Consider the following 19,398-nt stretch of genomic DNA (forward strand, 5'->3'; position numbering starts at 1 on the left):
AGGGGAGCGAGGCGCGGATCGGAAGGGACTCTTGCGACAGGGGTTTGACAGCGCCGCCTGCGGCTCCTATATCCCGCTTCCTTCCACAGCCTTTCGGGAAATGATGCGTCTTCGCGCAGCGCATCGCACGAATGGATCGGCTGCGGCTTGATGCGAAAAGCTGCGGTTCTCCCGGATGCGGGAGAGCCTGCGGCTTTTTTCGCGTCAGCGTCTGACGACATTTGAAGAGCAAGGGCGACAAACAGCATGGCCACCCAGGCGAAATCCTTCACCGGTAAAAAGCGTATCCGCAAGGTCTTCGGGCACATCGCCGAAGTCGTGCAGATGCCGAACCTCATTGAGGTGCAGCGCGAATCGTACGAGCAGTTCCTGCGCTCCGATCCGTCGCGCGGCTATGTTTCGGGCCTTGAAAAGACGCTGCGGTCGGTGTTCCCGATCCGCGACTTCGCCGGCACCGCCGAGCTGGATTTCGTCAACTACGAGCTTGAAGCGCCCAAGTACGACACCGATGAGTGCCGTCAGCGCGGCATGACCTATGCGGCGCCGATGCGCGTGACGCTGCGCCTCATCGTGTTCGAAATCGATCCCGATACGGAAAGCCGCTCCGTCCTCGATATCAAGGAGCAGGACGTCTACATGGGCGACATGCCGCTCATGACCGAGAACGGCACGTTCATCGTGAACGGCACCGAGCGCGTGATCGTTTCGCAGATGCACCGTTCACCGGGCGTGTTCTTCGATCACGACCGCGGCAAGACGCACAGCTCGGGCAAGTTCCTGTTTGCCGCGCGCGTCATCCCGTATCGCGGCTCGTGGCTCGACTTCGAGTTCGATGCCAAGGACATCGTGAACGTCCGCATCGACCGCAAGCGCAAGCTGCCCGTGACGACGCTGCTCTATGCGCTCGGCATGAACAGCGAGGACATCCTCAACCAGTTCTACGGCCGCGTGACCTACAAGCGCGCCGAGGGCGGCTGGAAGGTGCCGTTCCTTGCCGATCAGTGGCGCGGCAACAAGCCGATGTTCGATATCGTCGACGCGAAGTCGGGCGAGATCGTCTTCGAGCAGGGCAAGAAGATCACGCCGCGCGCCGCCAAGAAGGCGGAGAACGACGGCCTCACCGAGCTGTTGATCCCGACCGAGGAAATCTTCGGGCGCTATTCGGCGTTCGACCTCGTCAACGACAAGACCGGCGAGATCTACATCGAGGCCGGTGACGAGGTGACGGAAGAGAACCTCGCCAAGCTCGACGCCGCCGGGATCGGCGACATCGACCTGCTCGACATCGACCATGTCAACATCGGCGCGTGGATGCGCAACACGCTGATGGCGGACAAGGTGGAAGAGCGCGATCATGCGCTCGCCGAGATCTACCGCGTCATGCGCCCCGGCGAGCCGCCGACGCGCGAGACGGCGGAAGGCATGTTCGCCGGCCTGTTCTTCGATCCGGAGCGCTACGACCTCTCGGCCGTGGGCCGCGTGAAGATGAACATGCGCCTCGACCTCGACGCCGAGGACACGGTTACGACGCTCCGCAATGAAGACATTCTTGCGGTTGTGAAGACGCTCGTCGAGCTGAAGGACGGCAAGGGCGACATCGACGACATCGACAATCTTGGCAACCGCCGCGTGCGTTCGGTGGGCGAGCTGTTGGAGAACCAGTATCGCGTCGGCCTGCTCCGCATGGAGCGCGCCGTGAAGGAGCGCATGTCGTCGGTCGATATCGAAACGACGATGCCGAACGACCTCATCAACGCGAAGCCGGCTGTGGCCGCGGTGCGTGAATTCTTCGGTTCCTCGCAGCTCTCGCAGTTCATGGACCAGACGAACCCGCTCTCCGAAGTGACGCACAAGCGCCGCGTTTCGGCGCTCGGGCCGGGCGGTCTCACCCGCGAGCGCGCGGGCTTCGAGGTGCGCGACGTTCACCCGACGCACTATGGCCGTATCTGCCCGATCGAAACGCCGGAAGGCCCGAACATCGGTCTCATCAACAGCCTCGCGACGTTCAGCCGCGTCAACAAGTATGGCTTCATCGAAACGCCGTACCGCAAGGTCATCGACGGCAAGGTGACGAACGACGTCATCTATCTGTCGGCGATGGAAGAGGCGAAGCACACGATCGCGCAGGCGAACGCCGAGCTCGATGGTGAGCGTCGCTTTGTCGAGGAACTGGTTTCGGCCCGCGAGGCCGGCGAGTTCCTGATCGCACCGCGCGACCACATCACGCTGATGGACGTCAGCCCCAAGCAGCTCGTGTCGGTTGCGGCATCGTTGATCCCGTTCCTTGAGAACGACGACGCCAACCGCGCGCTCATGGGATCGAACATGCAGCGTCAGGCCGTGCCGCTGCTCCGTGCCGAGGCGCCGTTCGTCGGCACCGGCATGGAAGGCACGGTGGCACGCGATTCGGGTGCCGCGATCGCTGCGCGGCGCACGGGCATCATCGACCAGGTCGACGCCACGCGTATCGTTATCCGCGCGACGGAAGAGGAAGACGCTGGTAAGTCGGGCGTCGACATCTACACGCTGCACAAGTTCCAGCGTTCGAACCAGAACACCTGCATCAACCAGCGTCCGCTGGTGAAGGTGGGCGACGTGGTGCGCCGCGGTGATATCATCGCCGACGGTCCCTCGACGCAGCTTGGAGAGCTGGCTCTGGGGCGGAACGTGCTCGTCGCGTTCATGCCGTGGAACGGCTACAACTACGAAGACTCCATCCTCATCTCCGAGCGGATCGTGAAGGACGACGTCTTCACCTCGATCCACATCGAAGAGTTCGAGGTGATGGCCCGCGACACGAAGCTCGGGCCGGAGGACATCACGCGCGACATTCCGAACGTCGGCGAGGAAGCGCTCCGCAACCTCGACGAGGCGGGCATCGTCTACATCGGCGCCGAGGTGGAGCCGGGCGATATTCTCGTCGGCAAGATCACGCCGAAGGGCGAAAGCCCGATGACGCCGGAAGAAAAGCTGCTCCGCGCCATCTTCGGCGAAAAGGCGAGCGATGTGCGTGACACCTCGCTCAAGCTGCCGCCGGGCGTTGCCGGAACGGTCGTCGAAGTGCGCGTGTTCAACCGCCACGGCATCGACAAGGACGAGCGCGCGCTCCAGATCGAGCGCGAGGAGATCGAACGGCTCGAGAAGGATCGCGACGACGAGCGCGCCATTCTCGATCGAGCCTCCTATGCGCGTCTGAAGGACGTGCTGCTCGGCCAGGCGACCACCGCAGCGCCGAAGGGCATCAAGAAGGGCGCCGTTATCGACGACGCGATCCTGAATGAGCAGCCGCGTCGCGAATGGTGGAAGTTCGCTGTCGAGGACGACAAGCGCCAATCCGACATCGAGGCGATGAAGGCGCAGTGGGAAGAGGCATTGAAGAGCCTCGACCGCCGCTTTGCCGAGAAGGTCGAAAAGCTGCAGCGCGGCGACGAAATGCTGCCGGGCGTGCTGAAGATGGTGAAGGTCTTCGTTGCGGTGAAGCGCAAGCTGCAGCCGGGCGACAAGATGGCCGGACGTCACGGCAACAAGGGGGTCATCAGCCGCATTCTGCCGATCGAGGACATGCCGTTCCTCGACGACGGCACGCATGTGGATATCGTGCTGAACCCGCTCGGCGTGCCTTCGCGCATGAACGTCGGTCAGATCTTCGAAACCCACCTCGGCTGGGCCGCGCGCGGTCTCGGGCGTCAGATCAGCGCCATGCTGGAAGACATCCACGTCAAGGCGCAGGGTCTCGACAAGGACGACGCCAAGGGCCTGCGCGACAAGCTGAAGGCCATCTACGGCCAGCAGTACAACGCAGAGATCGACGGCCAGTCCGACGATGAGCTGCTTGAGCTTGCCTCCAACCTCGCAGCGGGCGTGCCGATGGCGACGCCGGTGTTCGATGGCGCCCGCGAAGCGGATGTGGCGGACATGCTGAGCCTTGCCGGTCTCGACCGGTCGGGTCAGGTGGAGCTGTACGATGGCCGCACGGGCGAGATGTTCGACCGTAAGGTGACCGTCGGCTACATCTACATGCTGAAGCTGCACCACCTCGTCGACGACAAGATCCACGCGCGTTCGATCGGGCCGTACAGCCTCGTCACCCAGCAGCCGCTGGGTGGTAAGGCTCAGTTCGGCGGTCAGCGCTTCGGTGAGATGGAAGTGTGGGCGCTGCAGGCTTACGGCGCGGCGTACACGCTGCAGGAAATGCTGACGGTGAAGTCGGATGACGTCGCCGGCCGTACCAAGGTCTACGAATCGATCGTCAAGGGTGACGACACGTTCGAGGCCGGCATCCCCGAAAGCTTCAACGTGCTCGTCAAGGAAATGCGCTCGCTCGGCCTCAACGTCGAGCTGCGCAACAGCGAGGACGACGAAGCCGAGGCGAAAGCCATCGCGGCCGAGTAAAGCAACACGGGAAGAGGGGCCATTTTCGGCGGCCCGTGCCCCTCTTCCTCCCAAGCAAGGCTTGGGCCCCTCCCTCGCAGCGAAGGCGCGGGGGCTGATCTGGAGGCGGTATGAACCAGGAACTGATGAACTTCTACAACCCGGCGGCGAAGCCGGAGACCTTCGACCAGATCCGTATCGGTCTGGCGAGCCCGGAGCGGATTCGCTCGTGGTCGTTCGGCGAGATCAAGAAGCCGGAGACGATCAACTACCGGACGTTCAAGCCCGAGCGCGACGGCCTGTTCTGCGCCCGCATCTTCGGTCCGATCAAGGACTACGAGTGCCTGTGCGGCAAGTACAAGCGCATGAAGTACAAGGGCATCGTCTGCGAGAAGTGCGGCGTCGAGGTCACTGTCTCGAAGGTTCGCCGCGAGCGCATGGGCCATATCGAGCTCGCCGCGCCGGTCGCGCACATCTGGTTCCTGAAGTCGCTGCCGAGCCGCATCGGCATGTTGCTCGACATCCAGCTCAAGCAGCTGGAGCGTGTTCTTTACTTCGAACAGTTCATCGTCATCGAGCCGGGCCTCACCTCGCTGGAGCGCTATCAGCTTCTCACCGAGGAAGAGCTTTTCGCTGCGCAGGATGAGCACGGCGAGGATGCCTTCACCGCCGGCATCGGCGCCGAGGCGATCCAGAAGCTGCTCGAAAGCCTCGATCTCGAAGGCGAGAAGAAGCTGCTTCTCGAAGAGCTCGCGGTCACCAAGTCCGAGCTGAAGCCGAAGAAGATCATCAAGCGCCTGAAGGTCATCGAGAGCTTCCTTGAATCGGGCAACCGTCCGGAGTGGATGATCCTGAACGTCGTTCCGGTGATCCCGCCGGAACTGCGTCCGCTCGTGCCGCTCGACGGCGGCCGCTTCGCGACGTCGGATCTGAACGACCTCTACCGCCGTGTCATCAACCGCAACAACCGCCTGAAGCGGCTCATCGAGCTGCGCGCGCCGGACATCATCGTCCGCAACGAAAAGCGTATGCTTCAGGAAGCCGTCGATGCGCTGTTCGACAACGGCCGCCGCGGCCGCGTCATCACCGGCGCCAACAAGCGTCCGCTGAAATCGCTGTCGGACATGCTCAAGGGCAAGCAGGGCCGCTTCCGCCAGAACCTGCTCGGCAAACGTGTCGACTACTCGGGCCGTTCGGTGATTGTCACGGGTCCGGAGCTCAAGCTCCACCAGTGCGGCCTGCCGAAGAAGATGGCGCTCGAGCTGTTCAAGCCGTTCATCTACTCGCGCCTCGACGCGAAGGGTCTCTCCATGACCCTGAAGCAGGCGAAGAAGTGGGTGGAGAAAGAGCGCAAGGAAGTCTGGGACATCCTCGACGAAGTCATTCGCGAGCACCCGGTCCTCCTGAACCGCGCGCCGACGCTCCACCGCCTCGGCATCCAGGCGTTCGAGCCCGTGCTGATCGAAGGCAAGGCGATCCAGCTGCACCCGCTCGTCTGCTCGGCGTTCAACGCCGACTTCGACGGTGACCAGATGGCCGTGCACGTTCCGCTGTCGCTTGAGGCGCAGCTCGAAGCGCGCGTGCTGATGATGTCCACGAACAACATCCTCAGCCCCGCGAACGGCAAGCCGATCATCGTGCCGTCGCAGGACATGATCCTTGGCCTTTACTACCTCTCGATGGAGCGCAAGGGCGAGCCGGGCGAGGGGATGCTGATCTCCGACATGTCGGAAGTGCACCAGGCGCTGAATGCCAAGGCGGTCACGCTGCACTCGAAGATCGTCAGCCGCGTTCCGCAGACGTCCGAGGATGGCAAGACCTACATGAAGCGGGTCGAAACCACGCCGGGCCGTATGCTGCTCGGCGAGTGTCTGCCGAAGAACCACAAGGCGCCGTTCGAGATCGTCAACCGTCTCCTCACCAAGAAGGAGATCGCGGACGTCATCGACACCGTCTACCGCGAGTGCGGCCAGAAGGAGACCGTGCTGTTCGCCGATGCGATCATGGGCCTCGGCTTCCGTCACGCCTGCATGGCCGGCATCTCGTTCGGCAAGGACGACATGGTGATCCCGGACGAGAAGGAAGGGATGGTCGACGAGACGCGTGCGCTCGTGAAGGACTTCGAGCAGCAGTATCAGGATGGTCTGATCACGCAGGGCGAGAAGTACAACAAGGTCGTCGACGCGTGGGCGCGTTGCGGTGACCGCGTTGCCGACGCGATGATGGCGCGCATTTCGGCGCGTCCGGTCGACGCGAACGGCCGCGAGATGCCGATCAACTCGATCTACATGATGGCACACTCGGGCGCCCGCGGTTCGCAGGCGCAGATGAAGCAGCTCGCGGGTATGCGCGGCCTGATGGCCAAGCCTTCGGGCGAGATCATCGAAACGCCGATCATCTCGAACTTCAAGGAAGGCCTCACCGTCCTTGAATACTTCAACTCCACGCACGGCGCCCGCAAGGGTCTCGCCGACACTGCGCTCAAGACGGCGAACTCGGGTTACCTCACCCGCCGTCTCGTCGACGTGTCGCAGGATTGCGTGGTGATCGAGGACGATTGCGGCACCGACAACGCGCTGACCATCAAGGCCATCGTCGAAGGCGGCACCACCATCGTCTCGCTCGGCGAACGCATCCTCGGCCGCACGCTGGCCGCGGACGTCGTCGATCACAAGACGAACGAAGTGGTGATGCCGGCTGGCACGCTGCTCACCGAAGCCGAGACGGCAATCGTCGAGGCGGCAGCCCCGCAGTCGGTGCTCATTCGTTCGCCGCTGGTCTGCGAAACCCGCCAGGGTGTCTGCGGCGCCTGCTACGGACGCGATCTTGCACGCGGTACGCCGGTCAACATCGGCGAGGCCGTTGGCGTTATCGCGGCGCAGTCGATCGGCGAGCCGGGCACGCAGCTGACGATGCGTACCTTCCACATCGGTGGCGCGGCGCAGGTCTCCGAGCAGTCGACGCTGGAAGCGAGCTTCGACGGTACGATCGAGCACCGCAATCTTGACACGATCACCGACAGCCGCAGCCGTCACATCGCGATGAGCCGCAACGGCGAACTCGCGATCGTCGACATGGACGGCCGCGAGCGTTCGGTGCACCGCATCCCGTACGGCTCGATCCTCGCGAACGCGCCGGGGCATATCGTGTCGAAGGGCGATCGTCTGGCCGAGTGGGATCCGTACACGCTGCCGGTGATCACCGACAAATCGGGTACGGTGAAGTATCAGGATCTGATCGAGGGTGTCTCGCTGACCGAAAACGTCGACGAGGCCACCGGCATCACCAACAAGATGGTGATCGACTGGCGTAGCCAGCCGAAGTCCGGCGATCTGCGTCCGCGCATCACGTTGCTTGACGAGACGTCGGGCGAAGCCGGCCGCTACATGCTGTCGGTGGATGCCATTCTCTCGGTGAACGAAGGCCAGAAGGTGGAAGCGGGCGACGTGATCGCGCGTATTCCGCGCGAGGCCGCGAAGACCCGCGACATCACCGGCGGTCTGCCGCGCGTCGCGGAGCTGTTCGAGGCGCGCAAACCGAAGGACAATGCGGTCATCGCGCGCTGTGATGGTCGCATCGAGTTCGGCAAGGACTACAAGACCAAGCGTCGCATCATCATCCACCCGGAAGATGGTTCGGATGCGGTCGAGTACATGATCCCGAAGGGCAAGCACATCTCGGTGCAGGAAGGCGACTTCGTGCGCCGCGGCGACTACCTGCTCGATGGCAACCCCGATCCGCACGACATTCTGGACGTGCTGGGCGTGGAGGCCCTCGCCGAATATCTGGTCTGGGAGATCCAGGAGGTCTACCGGCTCCAGGGCGTGAAGATCAACGACAAGCACATCGAGGTGATTGTTCGCCAGATGCTGCAGAAGGTCGAGATCACCGACTCGGGCGGCACCACGCTGCTCGTCGGTGAGCAGATCGATATCGAGGAGCTGAACGAGGAGAACATCAAGGCCACGAAGGAAGGCCGCGATCCGGCGGTGGGCAAGCCCATCCTGCTCGGCATCACCAAGGCGTCGCTGCAGACGCGGTCGTTCATCTCGGCGGCCTCGTTCCAGGAAACGACGCGCGTGCTCACCGAAGCGTCGGTGCAGGGCAAGTCGGACACGCTGATGGGTCTCAAGGAGAACGTTATCGTCGGCCGTCTGATCCCGGCCGGCACCGGCGCCGCGCTCGCCCGCGCGCGCATTGCGGCATCGAGCCGCGACGCGCAGCTCCGTGCCCGTCAGAAGCGGGTGCTGGATGCGGGGCAGACCGCGGTCGGCGAAACCGTCGACGCCTGACGTTTCGTGTCATGATGAAAGAGGCCTCGTCGGGAAACCGGCGGGGCCTCTTTCGTTTCGGGCTCTAAGGCGTCGGCGCTCTTTACACCGGTGTCAGGAGTCGCTGCGCCTCAGGAAGTCGAAAGGCTGGATTTCTGCCCTCCGGCCAGGATGGCACGATCCGTGCTTGTCCCATCGCGGGACAGGGGACAGGAGGTGGGCCGATGCTCTGGTGGGTAGCGGGTGTGGTTGGTGCGTTGCTCCTTGCTGCGCTGCTGGCGCCGCCGGCGCCGGGCCGCCGGACACTCAGCCGGATGGATTTCGGCGACGAGACCACGGACAAGGACGAAAGCCAGCGGCAGGGCTGAACGTCGCGCTGTTGCGCGCATCCCTCACCGGTGGGGGTTCCGGCATCGGCCGGATATCAATGTGACTTTCAGGGTTGCATCGGAGGCGGCGAGGCCCGAAAGGCGGGGCCAACGCCGCCGGAGCCTGTCGAAGTCCATGGACGCCTGTTGGAATTTGCTCCGCAGATCGATTAACGTCCGGCGCTTTCACGATGCGGAGCGACATATTGCCTAGCAGCGATCTCAGGGTCGCCCTGTTTTCGGGCAACTACAACTATGTGAAGGACGGCGCCAACCAGGCGCTCAACCGGCTCGTCGGCTACCTGCTGCGGCAGGGCGTCGCGGTTCGTGTGTATTCGCCGACCATCGAGACTCCGGCGTTCGCACCGACGGGCGACCTCGTTTCGATCCCGTCCGTGCCGATCCCGGGGCGCGGCGAATACCGGTTGGGGCTCGGCATCGGCGGCGTGAAGGCGGATCTCAAGGCCTTCGATCCGCACATCGTCCACATCGCTTCGCCCGACATCATCGGCCACCGCGCCGTCGCATGGGCACGGTCGCGCGGGAAGCCGGCGGTCGCGTCCGTCCACACGCGCTTCGAAACCTATTTCCGCTACTATCGGATGCACTGGATGCAGACGGTGATCGAGGCCGTGCTCCGCCGCCTCTACCGGCGCTGCGTGGAGATCTATGCGCCCTCGGAAAGCATGGCGGCCGTGCTCACCGATCAGCGTATGAGCCGTAACGTCCATATCTGGAGCCGCGGCATCGACGGCGATCTTTATCGCCCGGACCGGCGCGACATGGAATGGCGGCGGAGCCTCGGCATCGCCGACGAGGACATGGTGATCCTGTTCGTAGGCCGTCTGGTGCTCGAGAAAGGCCTCGATACGTTCGCAGCGACGCTTGCGGAGCTGGACGCGCGCGACGTGCCCTACAAGGCACTGTTCGTGGGGGACGGACCGGCGCGGCCGTGGATCGAGGCGCAGGCGCCGCAGGGCATCTTCCTCGGCTTCCAGTCGGGCGAGGCGCTGGCGCGTGCTTATGCGTCGGCCGACGTGATGTTCAATCCGTCGTCCACGGAGACGTTCGGCAATGTGACGCTGGAAGCGATGGCGAGCGGCCTGCCCGTGGTCGCGGCGCGTGCGACCGGCAGCCTCAGCCTCGTGACACCGGGCCTCAACGGGCAACTGACGACGCCCGATGACATACAGGAATCGGCGGATGCGCTCGCTGCCTATATCGCCGATCCGGAAAGCCGCACGGCGGCCGGGAAAGCGGGCCGCGAGATCAGCAAGCGCTTCGATTGGGATACGATCAACGGTGCACTGTTGCAGCGTTATCGCACCGTTGTCGCACGACGCTCTTCAAAAGCGCGCGCGTAGCCCCTATATGGGTGTTGCCGTCTTCGGGCGGCTATGGCGATAAATGATGCCGTGAAATAGGTACAGCGGACCCGGGGGCGGTACCCGGCGGCTCCACCAGTTTCGCCGGGCAGGCTAGAGCGGCCTGTCCGGACATGGGGCCGAACTAGGATCGACGTGTGCTGAAAGACGGTTTTCTTCGCCCGGCCTGAATGCGCCGTAAAACCGTTCAAAACCTACAAATGCCAACGACAACGAGGCATTCGCTCTTGCCGCGTAACTGAAGCCCTTCGGGGAATAGGTTACAGAGCTTAGCGCGGTTCGGGCCGCACCGGGCAACAGAAGCGGACACCAGCGGCACGGGGAGCGCCGGGCAACAGAAGCTCCCCACTTTCACGCTTCATCGGAAGACAGGCTTGACCGCGCCGCGGCGCCGCGCCACCAAGTGCCCTTGTGACAAAGAGGGCCGCATGAACGCCGAAACACCGGAAAGCCTGATCCCGTATGACGAGATCGTGCAGGATGCGCTGCGCGGCGTCGTGTACGGCGTTCTGAAACGGGTAGAGACCGATGGCGGCCTGCCCGGCAACCACCATTTCTACATTGCCTTCAAGACCGGTGCGTCCGGCGTCGAGATACCGGTGCATCTGCGCCAGCGCTATCCGGACGAGATGACGATCGTCATCCAGCACCGCTATTGGGAGCTGAAAGTCGATCGTGAGCACTTCGAGATCGGCCTTTCGTTCAACCAGGTGCCGACCAAGCTTTCGATTCCCTACACGGCGATCACGGGGTTTCACGATCCTTCGGTGGAGTTCGCGCTGCAGTTTCCGACGCCCGAGGGTGTCACGCCGCCCGCGCCGGAGCCGGAACCTGAGCCCACGCCGCCCGAAAGCGGCGACGGTTCGAACGTGGTGACGCTCGACGCCTTCCGGAAGAAATGAGCACGCGCGTCGAAACCGACAGTTTCGGGCCGATCGACGTACCCGCCTCGGCCTACTGGGGGGCGCAGACGCAGCGCTCCATCGGCAATTTTCCCATCGGCGGCGAGCGGATGCCCGTGCCGTTGGTGCGCGCGCTCGGCCTCATCAAGCAGGCCGCAGCCTATGTGAACGCCGAGCTCGGCGTGCTCGACAACAATCTCGCGCCCGCGATCATCGAGGCCGCTGCCGAGGTTGCGGCGGGAAAGCGTGACGATCAGTTCCCGCTCGTCGTCTGGCAGACTGGTTCGGGTACGCAGAGCAACATGAACGCCAACGAGGTGATCGCCGGCCGCGCCAACGAGATCCTTACCGGCACGCGCGGCGGCAAGGTGCCGGTGCACCCGAACGATCACGTCAACGCCTCGCAAAGCTCGAACGACACGTTCCCGACCGCAATGCACGTCGCTGCGGCGCGCGAGGTGAACGAACGGCTGATTCCGGCGCTCCGACACCTGCACGCGGCGCTGGCGGCGAAAGCGGAGGCGTTCGCGGACATCGTGAAGATCGGCCGCACGCACCTTCAGGACGCGACGCCGGTGACGCTGGGGCAGGAATTCTCGGGCTACGCGCAACAGCTCACGGATGGCATTGCGCGCGCTGAGGCGGTGCTGCCGCGGTTGTACCGGTTGGCGCAGGGCGGCACGGCGGTCGGCACCGGCCTCAACGCGCCCGAAGGCTTCGCCGAGGGCATCGCGAACGAACTCGCGCGACTTTCCGGCCTGCCGTTCGAAACGGCGCCCAACAAGTTCGAGGCGCTCGCCACGCACGATACGATGGTGGAGCTGTCGGGCGCGCTCAACGTGCTCGCCGTCAGTCTCAACAAGATCGCGAACGATATCCGTCTGCTCGGCTCCGGGCCGCGTTCGGGGCTCGGCGAGCTCTCCCTCCCGGAAAACGAGCCCGGCAGTTCGATCATGCCGGGCAAGGTGAACCCGACGCAGGCCGAGGCGCTGACGATGGTGGCCGCGCAGGTGATGGGCAATCACGTCTCCGTCACCGTGGGCGGCGCGCAGGGGCACATGGAGCTCAATGTCTTCAAGCCGGTGATCGCCTATAACGTGCTGCAGTCGATCCGCCTCATCGCCGACGCATCCGTGAGTTTCGCGGATCGCTGCGTCGTGGGGATCGAGCCCAACCGCGAACGGATCGCTGACCTCGTCGAGCGCTCGCTGATGCTGGTGACGGCGCTTGCGCCGGAGATCGGCTACGATAATGCTGCCGCGATCGCCAAGCACGCGCACAAGCATGGGCTGACCTTGCTGGAAGCCGCGAAAGCTCTGGATCTTATCGACGAGACGCGCTTCCGCGCCCTCGTCCGCCCGGAAACGATGCTGGCGCCCGGACGCTAGGGGCCCGTTAGGCGGCGCGTTCTTCGTTTTCGATGTCGGATGCGATGATCTGCTCGTCGTAGTGGATGCCGAACCGGTCTTCCTCCACCCATCGCACGATGCCCGAGCGAGGCTGCTGCCCTTCGACGAAGGTGGTCACGCGGTCATCCGGCCTTGGCAGCCAGCGCGCCTCGAACATCGCGCCGGTATCCGAAGTGTTACGCAGCCGGGCGCTTCGCCTGCGGCCGTTGTGCAGGATCGTCGCGCGTCGCAGCATGGCGATACGGCGCGGCCGGTTCGATTTCACGCCGTTCGGCGCGATCGGCGCTTCGGAGCGCGCTAGGATGCCCGCCTCGGCCCAGGGCACGGCCTTGCCGAAGATGAAGCCCTGCACCTGCGTGCAGCCGATGCGGCGGATGATGTCGAGATCGTCGTGCGTCTCGACGCCTTCGGCTGTGGTGATCATGCCGAGACTGTCGGCAAGCGCCACGATCGCCTTCACGATCGCGGCCTTCTGCCCGCCGCGCTCGGCCGCGCCGGAGACGAACGAGCGGTCGATCTTGATCTTCTTGAAGGGTGCCTTGGTGAGATAGGCGAAGCCCGAATAGCCGGTGCCGAAATCGTCGAGCGTCAGCCGCACGCCGATCGCGCCAAGGCGCTGCAGCGTGGCGCGCGTCGCCGGGTTCTCCTCGAGGAAGACGCTTTCGGTGATCTCCAGTTCCAGCCGCTCGGGCGCAAGGCCGGCCTGTGCGAGCGCGTTCATCACCAGCGTCGGCAGTTCGGGGTTCGTCACCTGGATGGGCGAGAGGTTGACGGCGATGCCGATGTGCTCGGGCCACTTCGCCGCGACCATGCAGGCGTTCCGCAGCACCCACTCGCCGATGCCGTCGATGAGGCCGGTTTCCTCGGCGATCGGAATGAAACTCGCGGGCGAGATCTCGCCGTGGCGCGGATGGTGCCAGCGCACCAGCGCCTCGAAGCCGACGAGCGCTTCGCTCGCCGTCTCGACGATCGGCTGGAAATTGAGCGACAGTCCGTTGCCGACGAGCGCGCCGCGCAGGTCGTTCTCGATCTGCCGCCGCGTCTCGGCATTGCGGTGCATCCCGCCCTCGTAGAAGCGGTGCTTGCCGCGCCCGTCCGATTTCGCCGCGTAGAGCGCGAGGTCGGCGTTGCGCATCAGCGCGTCGACGCTGTGGCCGTTGTCGGGGCCGATGGCGATGCCGACGCTGGCGCCGATGATGATGCGATGCCCCTCCACCGTGTAGGGTGCAGACAGATAGTCGATGATGCGCTGGGCGAAGGCGGAAAGTCCGCCCATCGTTTCGGCATCGCGCACGACGATCGCGAACTCGTCGCCGCCGAGCCGCCCGACGCGGCCGTCCGCGCCGACGAGCGTGCCGAGCCGGTCGGCGACCTGTTCGAGCAGCTTGTCGCCCACGGGGTGGCCGAGCGTGTCGTTCACCGATTTGAAGCGATCGAGATCGAGCAGCAGCAGCGCGCAGCGATGCGGCACGACGCCGCCGTGGCTGAGGAGCGCGGTTTCCAGCGTCTCGCGGATGGTGATGCGGTTCGCAAGGCCGGTGAGCGCATCGAAGCGCGCGAGGCGCATGGCGCGGTCTTCGGATCGGCGTACGTCGGTAAGATCGCCGCCGATCCCGGTGAAGCCCTCGAAATGGCCGTGCTGGCTGTAGATCGGCGTGCCCGCGATCGACCACCACTGGATACCGAGCGGGAACAGCACGGGAATCACCACATCGTGAAACGGCAGCTTGCCCTGCAGATGGAACTCAAGCGTCCGCAGCGAGGTCGCCGCCTCGTCCGGGTCTTCCACCTCGAGCGAGATGATATCCCCAAGCGGGCGCCCGATCAGCAGCTCGTTCGTGGTGCCGTGTGCCGCGCCGAACGAGGGCGAGATATAGGTGATCCGGCCGTCGACGTCGGTTTCCCAGAACCAGCCGCTGCCGCAGGTCTCGAATGTCGCGCAGAGGCGCCGTACGCGCTGTTCGCCGAGATCGCGCATCGATCCCTCGACGCGCTCGATGAGCGTGCGCCGCCCCGCGAGGTAGAGCGTGAGCGCGCCCGACAGCACGACGACCGCCGCCGCCGACGAGGCGAAGCCATCGAGCCGGGTGACGAGCGTGACCGCGAACGCGACCATATAGGCCATCGCCGCAAGCGGCATCGGGGAGAGGGCAACGATGCCGAGCACAAGCATCGAAATGGAAAGAACGAGCGCAAACGGGATGTCGCTGATGACCGGAAGCGTGCTCCAAAGGAGCCCCGCCGCGGCGCTCAGCGTCACGAGACCCCGCGCCGTATCGGCGACCTCGCCCGCCTTCGGCTGGGCTTCGCGCAGCCCGAACACGGCGAACAATGTCGTCAGCACGCCGCCCGCTGCAAGCCATGCGCCCTGGATCGATGCAGTGAGCGGCACGTGCCACAGCGTGACGCCCGCCCAGATCAGCGCTCCGATCGCGGCGAACAGCGGAATCGTGGGGCGGAGATCGAGCAGCTGCCGATGCGTGTTGGCGATCTCGCTGCGCGAGCCGAGGCGGGGCAGCGCGATGCCGGCCAGCCAGTTCCGGGGCTCGCGAAGATTGGCGGCAGGATCGCCGCCTACGGTATCACGGATCGGCTTGGCGGGGCGGCTGCGCATGTCAGGCCGCCGTCGCGACCGAAGGGTCGGGCCCGGCGGCGGCGACGTGCCGGTCGCGCCCGGTCCTCTTGGCCTCGTATAGCGCTGTGTCGGCGCGCCGGTAGACGTGCCGCCATGTGCGGTCGTCGGCGATGATGCCGGATGCGGAGCCGATGCTGACGGTGATGCGAATGCCGTCCGTCATCGGCGTCGCGCGGAAGGCGCGGAGGATCGTGCCGGCGCTGTCGTCGCGTTCGCTATAGGGTACGATGAGCGCGAATTCCTCGCCGCCGAGGCGGCCGACGACCGCGCCCACCGGCGAGATGCTCTCGATCAGCCGTCCGGCCTCGCGCAGCACGCGGTCGCCGAACTCGTGCCCGAAACCGTCGTTGACGGTCTTGAAGTGATCGATGTCGATCAGCAGCAGCCGCGATTTCAGCTTGCCCTTGCCGCTCCTGCGGATGCCGTATTCGATGAAGGCGCGGCGGTTGAGAAGGCCGGTCAGCGCGTCGGTTTCGGCGAGGTAAGTCAGTTCGATCTCGCGGGCACGGGCCTCGTCGCGCTCGGCGCGAATGTTGGAGATGCGGTAGGCGATGCCGATCATGCTCAGCACGCATTCCAGGCACATCGCGTAGAAATAGCTGTCCTCGATGAACGCGCTCGTCTCGACGAAGCCGAGCGCGACAAGGATGCGGGCGAAGGCCCCGGCGAGGGGCACCGCCCATGCCACCGTGTAGATGAGGATGATGCGGCTGCCTCGGCGCCATGCGATGATCGCCAGCGGGAAGATCAGCGCCATCGTGAGCGCGCCGAGGATGTTGACCACGGCGAGCGGGATATGAAGCAGCTCCGGCGCCTGAAACAGCGTGATGAGCGCGATGACGCCCGCGCCGCACTGCAATGTCGCAAGCGCGATGCCGGTGATCGCCAGCCGCATGTGAACGGTGCCGCGTTCCAGCAGCGTGATCGTGAAGACCACCGCGAACCACAGCATCACGGGCAGAACAGCTTCTGCGGCGACATTGCCCAGCATCGGCGGCAATCCCGCGGGAAGCATCCGCATCAGGATGCCGGATGCGGCGAGGCCATAGAGCAGGGTTGCGGCGGTCATGCCGCAGTAGAAGAAGAGGAACGCGTAGCGCAGCCACACGAGCAGCACGAGATTGAAGAACAGGGTGGCGAAGATCACGCCGCCGAACAGGCCGTAGATCAGCGATTGTCGTTCGGTTTCAATGGATTCCGCCCGGGCATTTTCCACCGCGGGGCGAACGAAGGCGCCGCGCGGGTCGACGACATTCTCGGCGTGCAGCGCGATGGTTTCGATCGTGCCTGCCCGCCACGGAATGCGCAGCCGGAACATGCCGCCAAGCTCGGTGTGACGACTGGCGGAGGCCGCATCATGGCGCACCGTCCACACGAACCCGTCCGCATAGCGGACGTAGAGCGTAACCTCTTCGAAAAGCGTTTGTTTGACGTGGACGGACAGGGGCTCTGCCGGATGCTGCGTGAGTTCGAGGCCGGATTTCACCAGCCAGCTGTCGCGCATCTCACCCGTGGACAGCCCGCCCGGGCAATCGTCGCGCGCGGCCCTCGCCATCGCGCCGGCAAGGCCTAGGTCCTTGTGATCGGGGAAAATGCACGCGCCGGTGCCGATATCGAGCGCAATCCGCGCGTTCGCCGCCGATGAAATGGCCAGAGCACAGAAAAGCAATCCCGCAAACAGGAGCAGGCCGCGCCGTGCGAACACGGCGGTTATGCCGAAAAAACCATGCATCCTCTTTAGGTTAACGTAGTGGATGATAACGATTCGCTAATTACGTTCTTCTTTGCGCAATCTTGACCGTGGCTCACCTTGCTTTATGTCCGGCGCGCATGGACGCACGGACAGACAAGGCCGGAAAAATCGAGCGGCGCGGCATCCTTTTCGTGCTGTCTTCCCCCTCCGGCGCCGGAAAAACCACCATGGCGCGGCGGCTGCTGGCGGCGGAGCCGCAGATGGCGGTTTCGGTGTCGGCGACGACACGCGCCAAGCGCCCCGGCGAGGTGGACGGCATCGACTATCACTTCCGCACCGAGGCGCAATTCGCGCGCATGGTCGAGGCCGGCGAGTTCCTCGAATGGGCGCACGTGTTCGGCAACCGCTACGGTACGCCACGTGCCGCCGTGGAAACCGCGCTCCGCATGGGCCGCGACGTGCTGTTCGATGTGGACTGGCAGGGCACGCAGCAGCTTGCGCAGTCGATGGGCGACGACGTTGTTTCCATTTTCCTGCTGCCGCCGACGATGGCCGAGCTGGAGCGTCGCCTGCGCGCGCGCCGTACGGACAGCGAAGAGGTGATCGAAGGCCGCATGGCGCGCGCTGCTGCGGAAATCAGCCACTGGCCCGAATACGACTACGTACTCGTCAACGAAGACATGCACGATTGTTTCGAACAGATTCACACCATCGTCCACGCTGAGCGGCTCCGCCGACAGCGCAGGGGCGCGTGGCTCACCGAATTCACCCGCGAGATGGTGGGAAAACAAGGCTGATCGCGCAGGGCTGCAGGGGGTTAACGCCCGCCTGCAGCGTACCTATGTGAATGCCGGAAACATCACGGGACGAACGATGAAAGCGAACCGATCACTCTGGCTGCTCGCCGCAGGCGCCATCGCGGGCACCAGCTTCGCCATGGCCGTAGACCAGATCGAGCCGCAGGCCTCGGCGCAGCAGGTGGCGCAGCTTGCCGCCGCGGCAGCGCCCCCGGAAACGCCGCGCCGCGTGCCGACCAGCAATACGGAGCTGATGCTGTCCTATGCGCCGCTCGTGAAGGCGAGTGTGCCTGCCGTCGTCAATGTCTACACGGCCCGCGTGAACCGCACGCGCCGCGATCCGTTCTGGGATCTGTTCTTCGGCGGCGGCCGCATGACGCCGCAGCCGCGCGTCGAGCAGTCGCTCGGCTCGGGTGTCATCGTCGATGGCACGGGCCTCATCGTCACCAACAACCACGTCGTCGAGGGCGCGGACGAGATCAAGGTCGCGCTTGCCGACCGGCGCGAGTTTTCCGCGAAGCTGATGTTCACCGACAAGCAGCTCGATCTTGCGCTGCTGAAGGTGGAGACGGGTGGTACGGCGCTTCCCGTGGTTCCGCTCGGCGACAGCGACCGTGCCGAGGTCGGCGATGTCGTCATCGCCATCGGCAACCCGTTCGGCGTCGGCCAGACCGTGACGCACGGCATCGTCTCGGCGCTGGCGCGCACGGGCGTCGGCATCAGCGACTACCAGTTCTTCGTACAGACGGATGCGGCCATCAACCCCGGCAACTCGGGCGGCGCGCTTATCGGCATGGATGGCCGTCTCGTCGGCATCAACACCGCCATCTACTCGCGCTCGGGCGGTTCGAACGGCATCGGCTTCGCCATTCCGGCAAATATGGTCCGCCAGTTCATCGCGGGCGCGAAAACCGGCAAGATTTCCCGCCCGTGGCTCGGCATGGCGGGCCAGCCGGTAACGAGCGAGATCGCGCGTGCCTCGGGCCTCGACCGGCCGATGGGCGTCGTCATCAACGAGGTGACGAAGGGCTCGCCCGCCGAGCGTGCGGGCGTGCGGGTGGGTGACATCATCTACGCCGTGGACGGCAAGGATGCCTCCGATCCCGATACGCTGCGCTACCTCGTCGCCAGCAAGCCCGTGGGCGAGACCGTGAAACTGACACTTCTTCGCGGCGGCAAGGCAGAAAACGTGGCGCTGAAGCTCGTCTCGCCGCCCGAGGTGCCGGCGCGTGACACGACACTGCTCGCCGGCCGCTCGATCCTCGCAGGCATCACGGTCGCGAATCTCTCGCCGGCGCTTTCGGCCGAGCTTGGCGGCGGGTTGCCCGATGCGGGCGTGGTGGTGATCGGCGCCGATCCCCGCGCGCCCGCGCTGCGCTCTGGGCTCGTCCAGCCCGGCGACATCCTCGAAGCGGTGAACGGCCGCGCCGTGGCGAGTGCGAAGGGGCTGCAGGCGCAGGCGAACGATGCCGCAGCCGAAATGACGCTGCGCATGAGCCGCGGCGGAAGCACGCGCGAATGCTATTTCCGCGCGCCGTCCTCGCTGCAGTGCCGGGGTTGAAGTCGG

The 19,398-nt window shown here is 65.0% G+C and carries 10 protein-coding genes and 1 other RNA gene; 9 read left to right on the top strand and 2 right to left on the bottom strand.

Annotated features, from left to right (window positions below; genetic code table 11):
- Positions 1-246: 246 nt before the first annotated feature.
- The 7 genes from rpoB to fumC all read left to right on the top strand — a co-directional run bounded on the left by rpoB (position 247) and on the right by fumC (position 12,685).
- The gene (gene rpoB / locus ACFQ00_RS09200) at positions 247-4,392 is read left to right on the top strand and encodes a DNA-directed RNA polymerase subunit beta (RefSeq protein ID WP_374597503.1); all 4,146 of its coding nucleotides are present in this window, start codon (positions 247-249) and stop codon (positions 4,390-4,392) included.
- A gap of 110 nt (positions 4,393-4,502) precedes the next feature.
- Positions 4,503-8,663, top strand: a complete 4,161-nt coding sequence (gene rpoC / locus ACFQ00_RS09205) for a DNA-directed RNA polymerase subunit beta' (protein WP_381489331.1) — start codon at positions 4,503-4,505, stop codon at positions 8,661-8,663.
- A gap of 203 nt (positions 8,664-8,866) precedes the next feature.
- Complete coding sequence (locus ACFQ00_RS09210) at positions 8,867-9,010, top strand: hypothetical protein (protein WP_381489334.1); 144 nt, start codon at positions 8,867-8,869, stop codon at positions 9,008-9,010.
- Positions 9,011-9,216: 206 nt separating this feature from the next.
- Positions 9,217-10,374, top strand: coding sequence for a glycosyltransferase family 4 protein (locus tag ACFQ00_RS09215; RefSeq protein WP_381489337.1), 1,158 nt, complete (start codon positions 9,217-9,219; stop codon positions 10,372-10,374).
- Positions 10,352-10,706, top strand: a transfer-messenger RNA (tmRNA) gene (gene ssrA, locus ACFQ00_RS09220). The genes ACFQ00_RS09215 and ssrA overlap by 23 nt, the downstream gene beginning before the upstream one ends.
- 117 nt (positions 10,707-10,823) lie before the next feature.
- Positions 10,824-11,297, top strand: a complete 474-nt coding sequence (locus tag ACFQ00_RS09225; protein WP_374597510.1) for an SspB family protein — start codon at positions 10,824-10,826, stop codon at positions 11,295-11,297.
- A complete protein-coding gene (gene fumC, locus ACFQ00_RS09230) occupies positions 11,294-12,685 on the top strand; it encodes a class II fumarate hydratase (protein WP_381489341.1) in 1,392 nt (463 codons plus the stop codon). The genes ACFQ00_RS09225 and fumC overlap by 4 nt, the downstream gene beginning before the upstream one ends.
- Before the next feature lie 7 nt (positions 12,686-12,692).
- Here the strand turns inward: fumC and ACFQ00_RS09235 are convergent, their stop codons facing one another.
- Positions 12,693-15,320 (bottom strand): putative bifunctional diguanylate cyclase/phosphodiesterase, encoded by a 2,628-nt coding sequence (locus tag ACFQ00_RS09235; RefSeq protein ID WP_381489344.1) that lies wholly within the window; start codon positions 15,318-15,320, stop codon positions 12,693-12,695.
- 1 nt (position 15,321) lies between these two features.
- Positions 15,322-17,073, bottom strand: coding sequence for a GGDEF domain-containing protein (locus tag ACFQ00_RS09240; protein ID WP_381489347.1), 1,752 nt, complete (start codon positions 17,071-17,073; stop codon positions 15,322-15,324).
- Positions 17,074-17,171: 98 nt separating this feature from the next.
- Here ACFQ00_RS09240 and gmk point away from each other — a divergent pair, with 98 nt between their 5' ends.
- Together gmk and ACFQ00_RS09250 are read left to right on the top strand one after the other, a co-directional pair.
- Positions 17,172-17,831: a guanylate kinase gene (gene gmk, locus ACFQ00_RS09245; RefSeq protein WP_381489350.1), complete on the top strand. Its 660-nt coding sequence runs from the start codon at positions 17,172-17,174 to the stop codon at positions 17,829-17,831.
- 76 nt (positions 17,832-17,907) lie between these two features.
- Positions 17,908-19,392, top strand: coding sequence for a Do family serine endopeptidase (locus ACFQ00_RS09250; protein WP_381489352.1), 1,485 nt, complete (start codon positions 17,908-17,910; stop codon positions 19,390-19,392).
- The last annotated feature ends 6 nt before the right edge of the window (positions 19,393-19,398 follow it).

The sequence above is a fragment of the Sphingosinicella xenopeptidilytica genome, assembly GCF_042676985.1.
GTDB classification, from domain to species: Bacteria; Pseudomonadota; Alphaproteobacteria; order Sphingomonadales; family Sphingomonadaceae; genus Sphingosinicella; species Sphingosinicella xenopeptidilytica.

What these genes read in the sequence shown, in the direction of transcription:
- rpoB (WP_374597503.1), top strand. Translation starts at nt 247, where the DNA reads ATGGCCACCCAGGCGAAATCCTTCACCGGTAAAAAGCGTATCCGCAAG.
- ACFQ00_RS09235 (WP_381489344.1), bottom strand. Translation starts at nt 15,320, where the DNA reads ATGCGCAGCCGCCCCGCCAAGCCGATCCGTGATACCGTAGGCGGCGAT.
- gmk (WP_381489350.1), top strand. Translation starts at nt 17,172, where the DNA reads ATGGACGCACGGACAGACAAGGCCGGAAAAATCGAGCGGCGCGGCATC.
- ACFQ00_RS09250 (WP_381489352.1), top strand. Translation starts at nt 17,908, where the DNA reads ATGAAAGCGAACCGATCACTCTGGCTGCTCGCCGCAGGCGCCATCGCG.
- fumC (WP_381489341.1), top strand. Translation starts at nt 11,294, where the DNA reads ATGAGCACGCGCGTCGAAACCGACAGTTTCGGGCCGATCGACGTACCC.
- ACFQ00_RS09240 (WP_381489347.1), bottom strand. Translation starts at nt 17,073, where the DNA reads ATGCATGGTTTTTTCGGCATAACCGCCGTGTTCGCACGGCGCGGCCTG.
- rpoC (WP_381489331.1), top strand. Translation starts at nt 4,503, where the DNA reads ATGAACCAGGAACTGATGAACTTCTACAACCCGGCGGCGAAGCCGGAG.
- ACFQ00_RS09210 (WP_381489334.1), top strand. Translation starts at nt 8,867, where the DNA reads ATGCTCTGGTGGGTAGCGGGTGTGGTTGGTGCGTTGCTCCTTGCTGCG.
- ACFQ00_RS09225 (WP_374597510.1), top strand. Translation starts at nt 10,824, where the DNA reads ATGAACGCCGAAACACCGGAAAGCCTGATCCCGTATGACGAGATCGTG.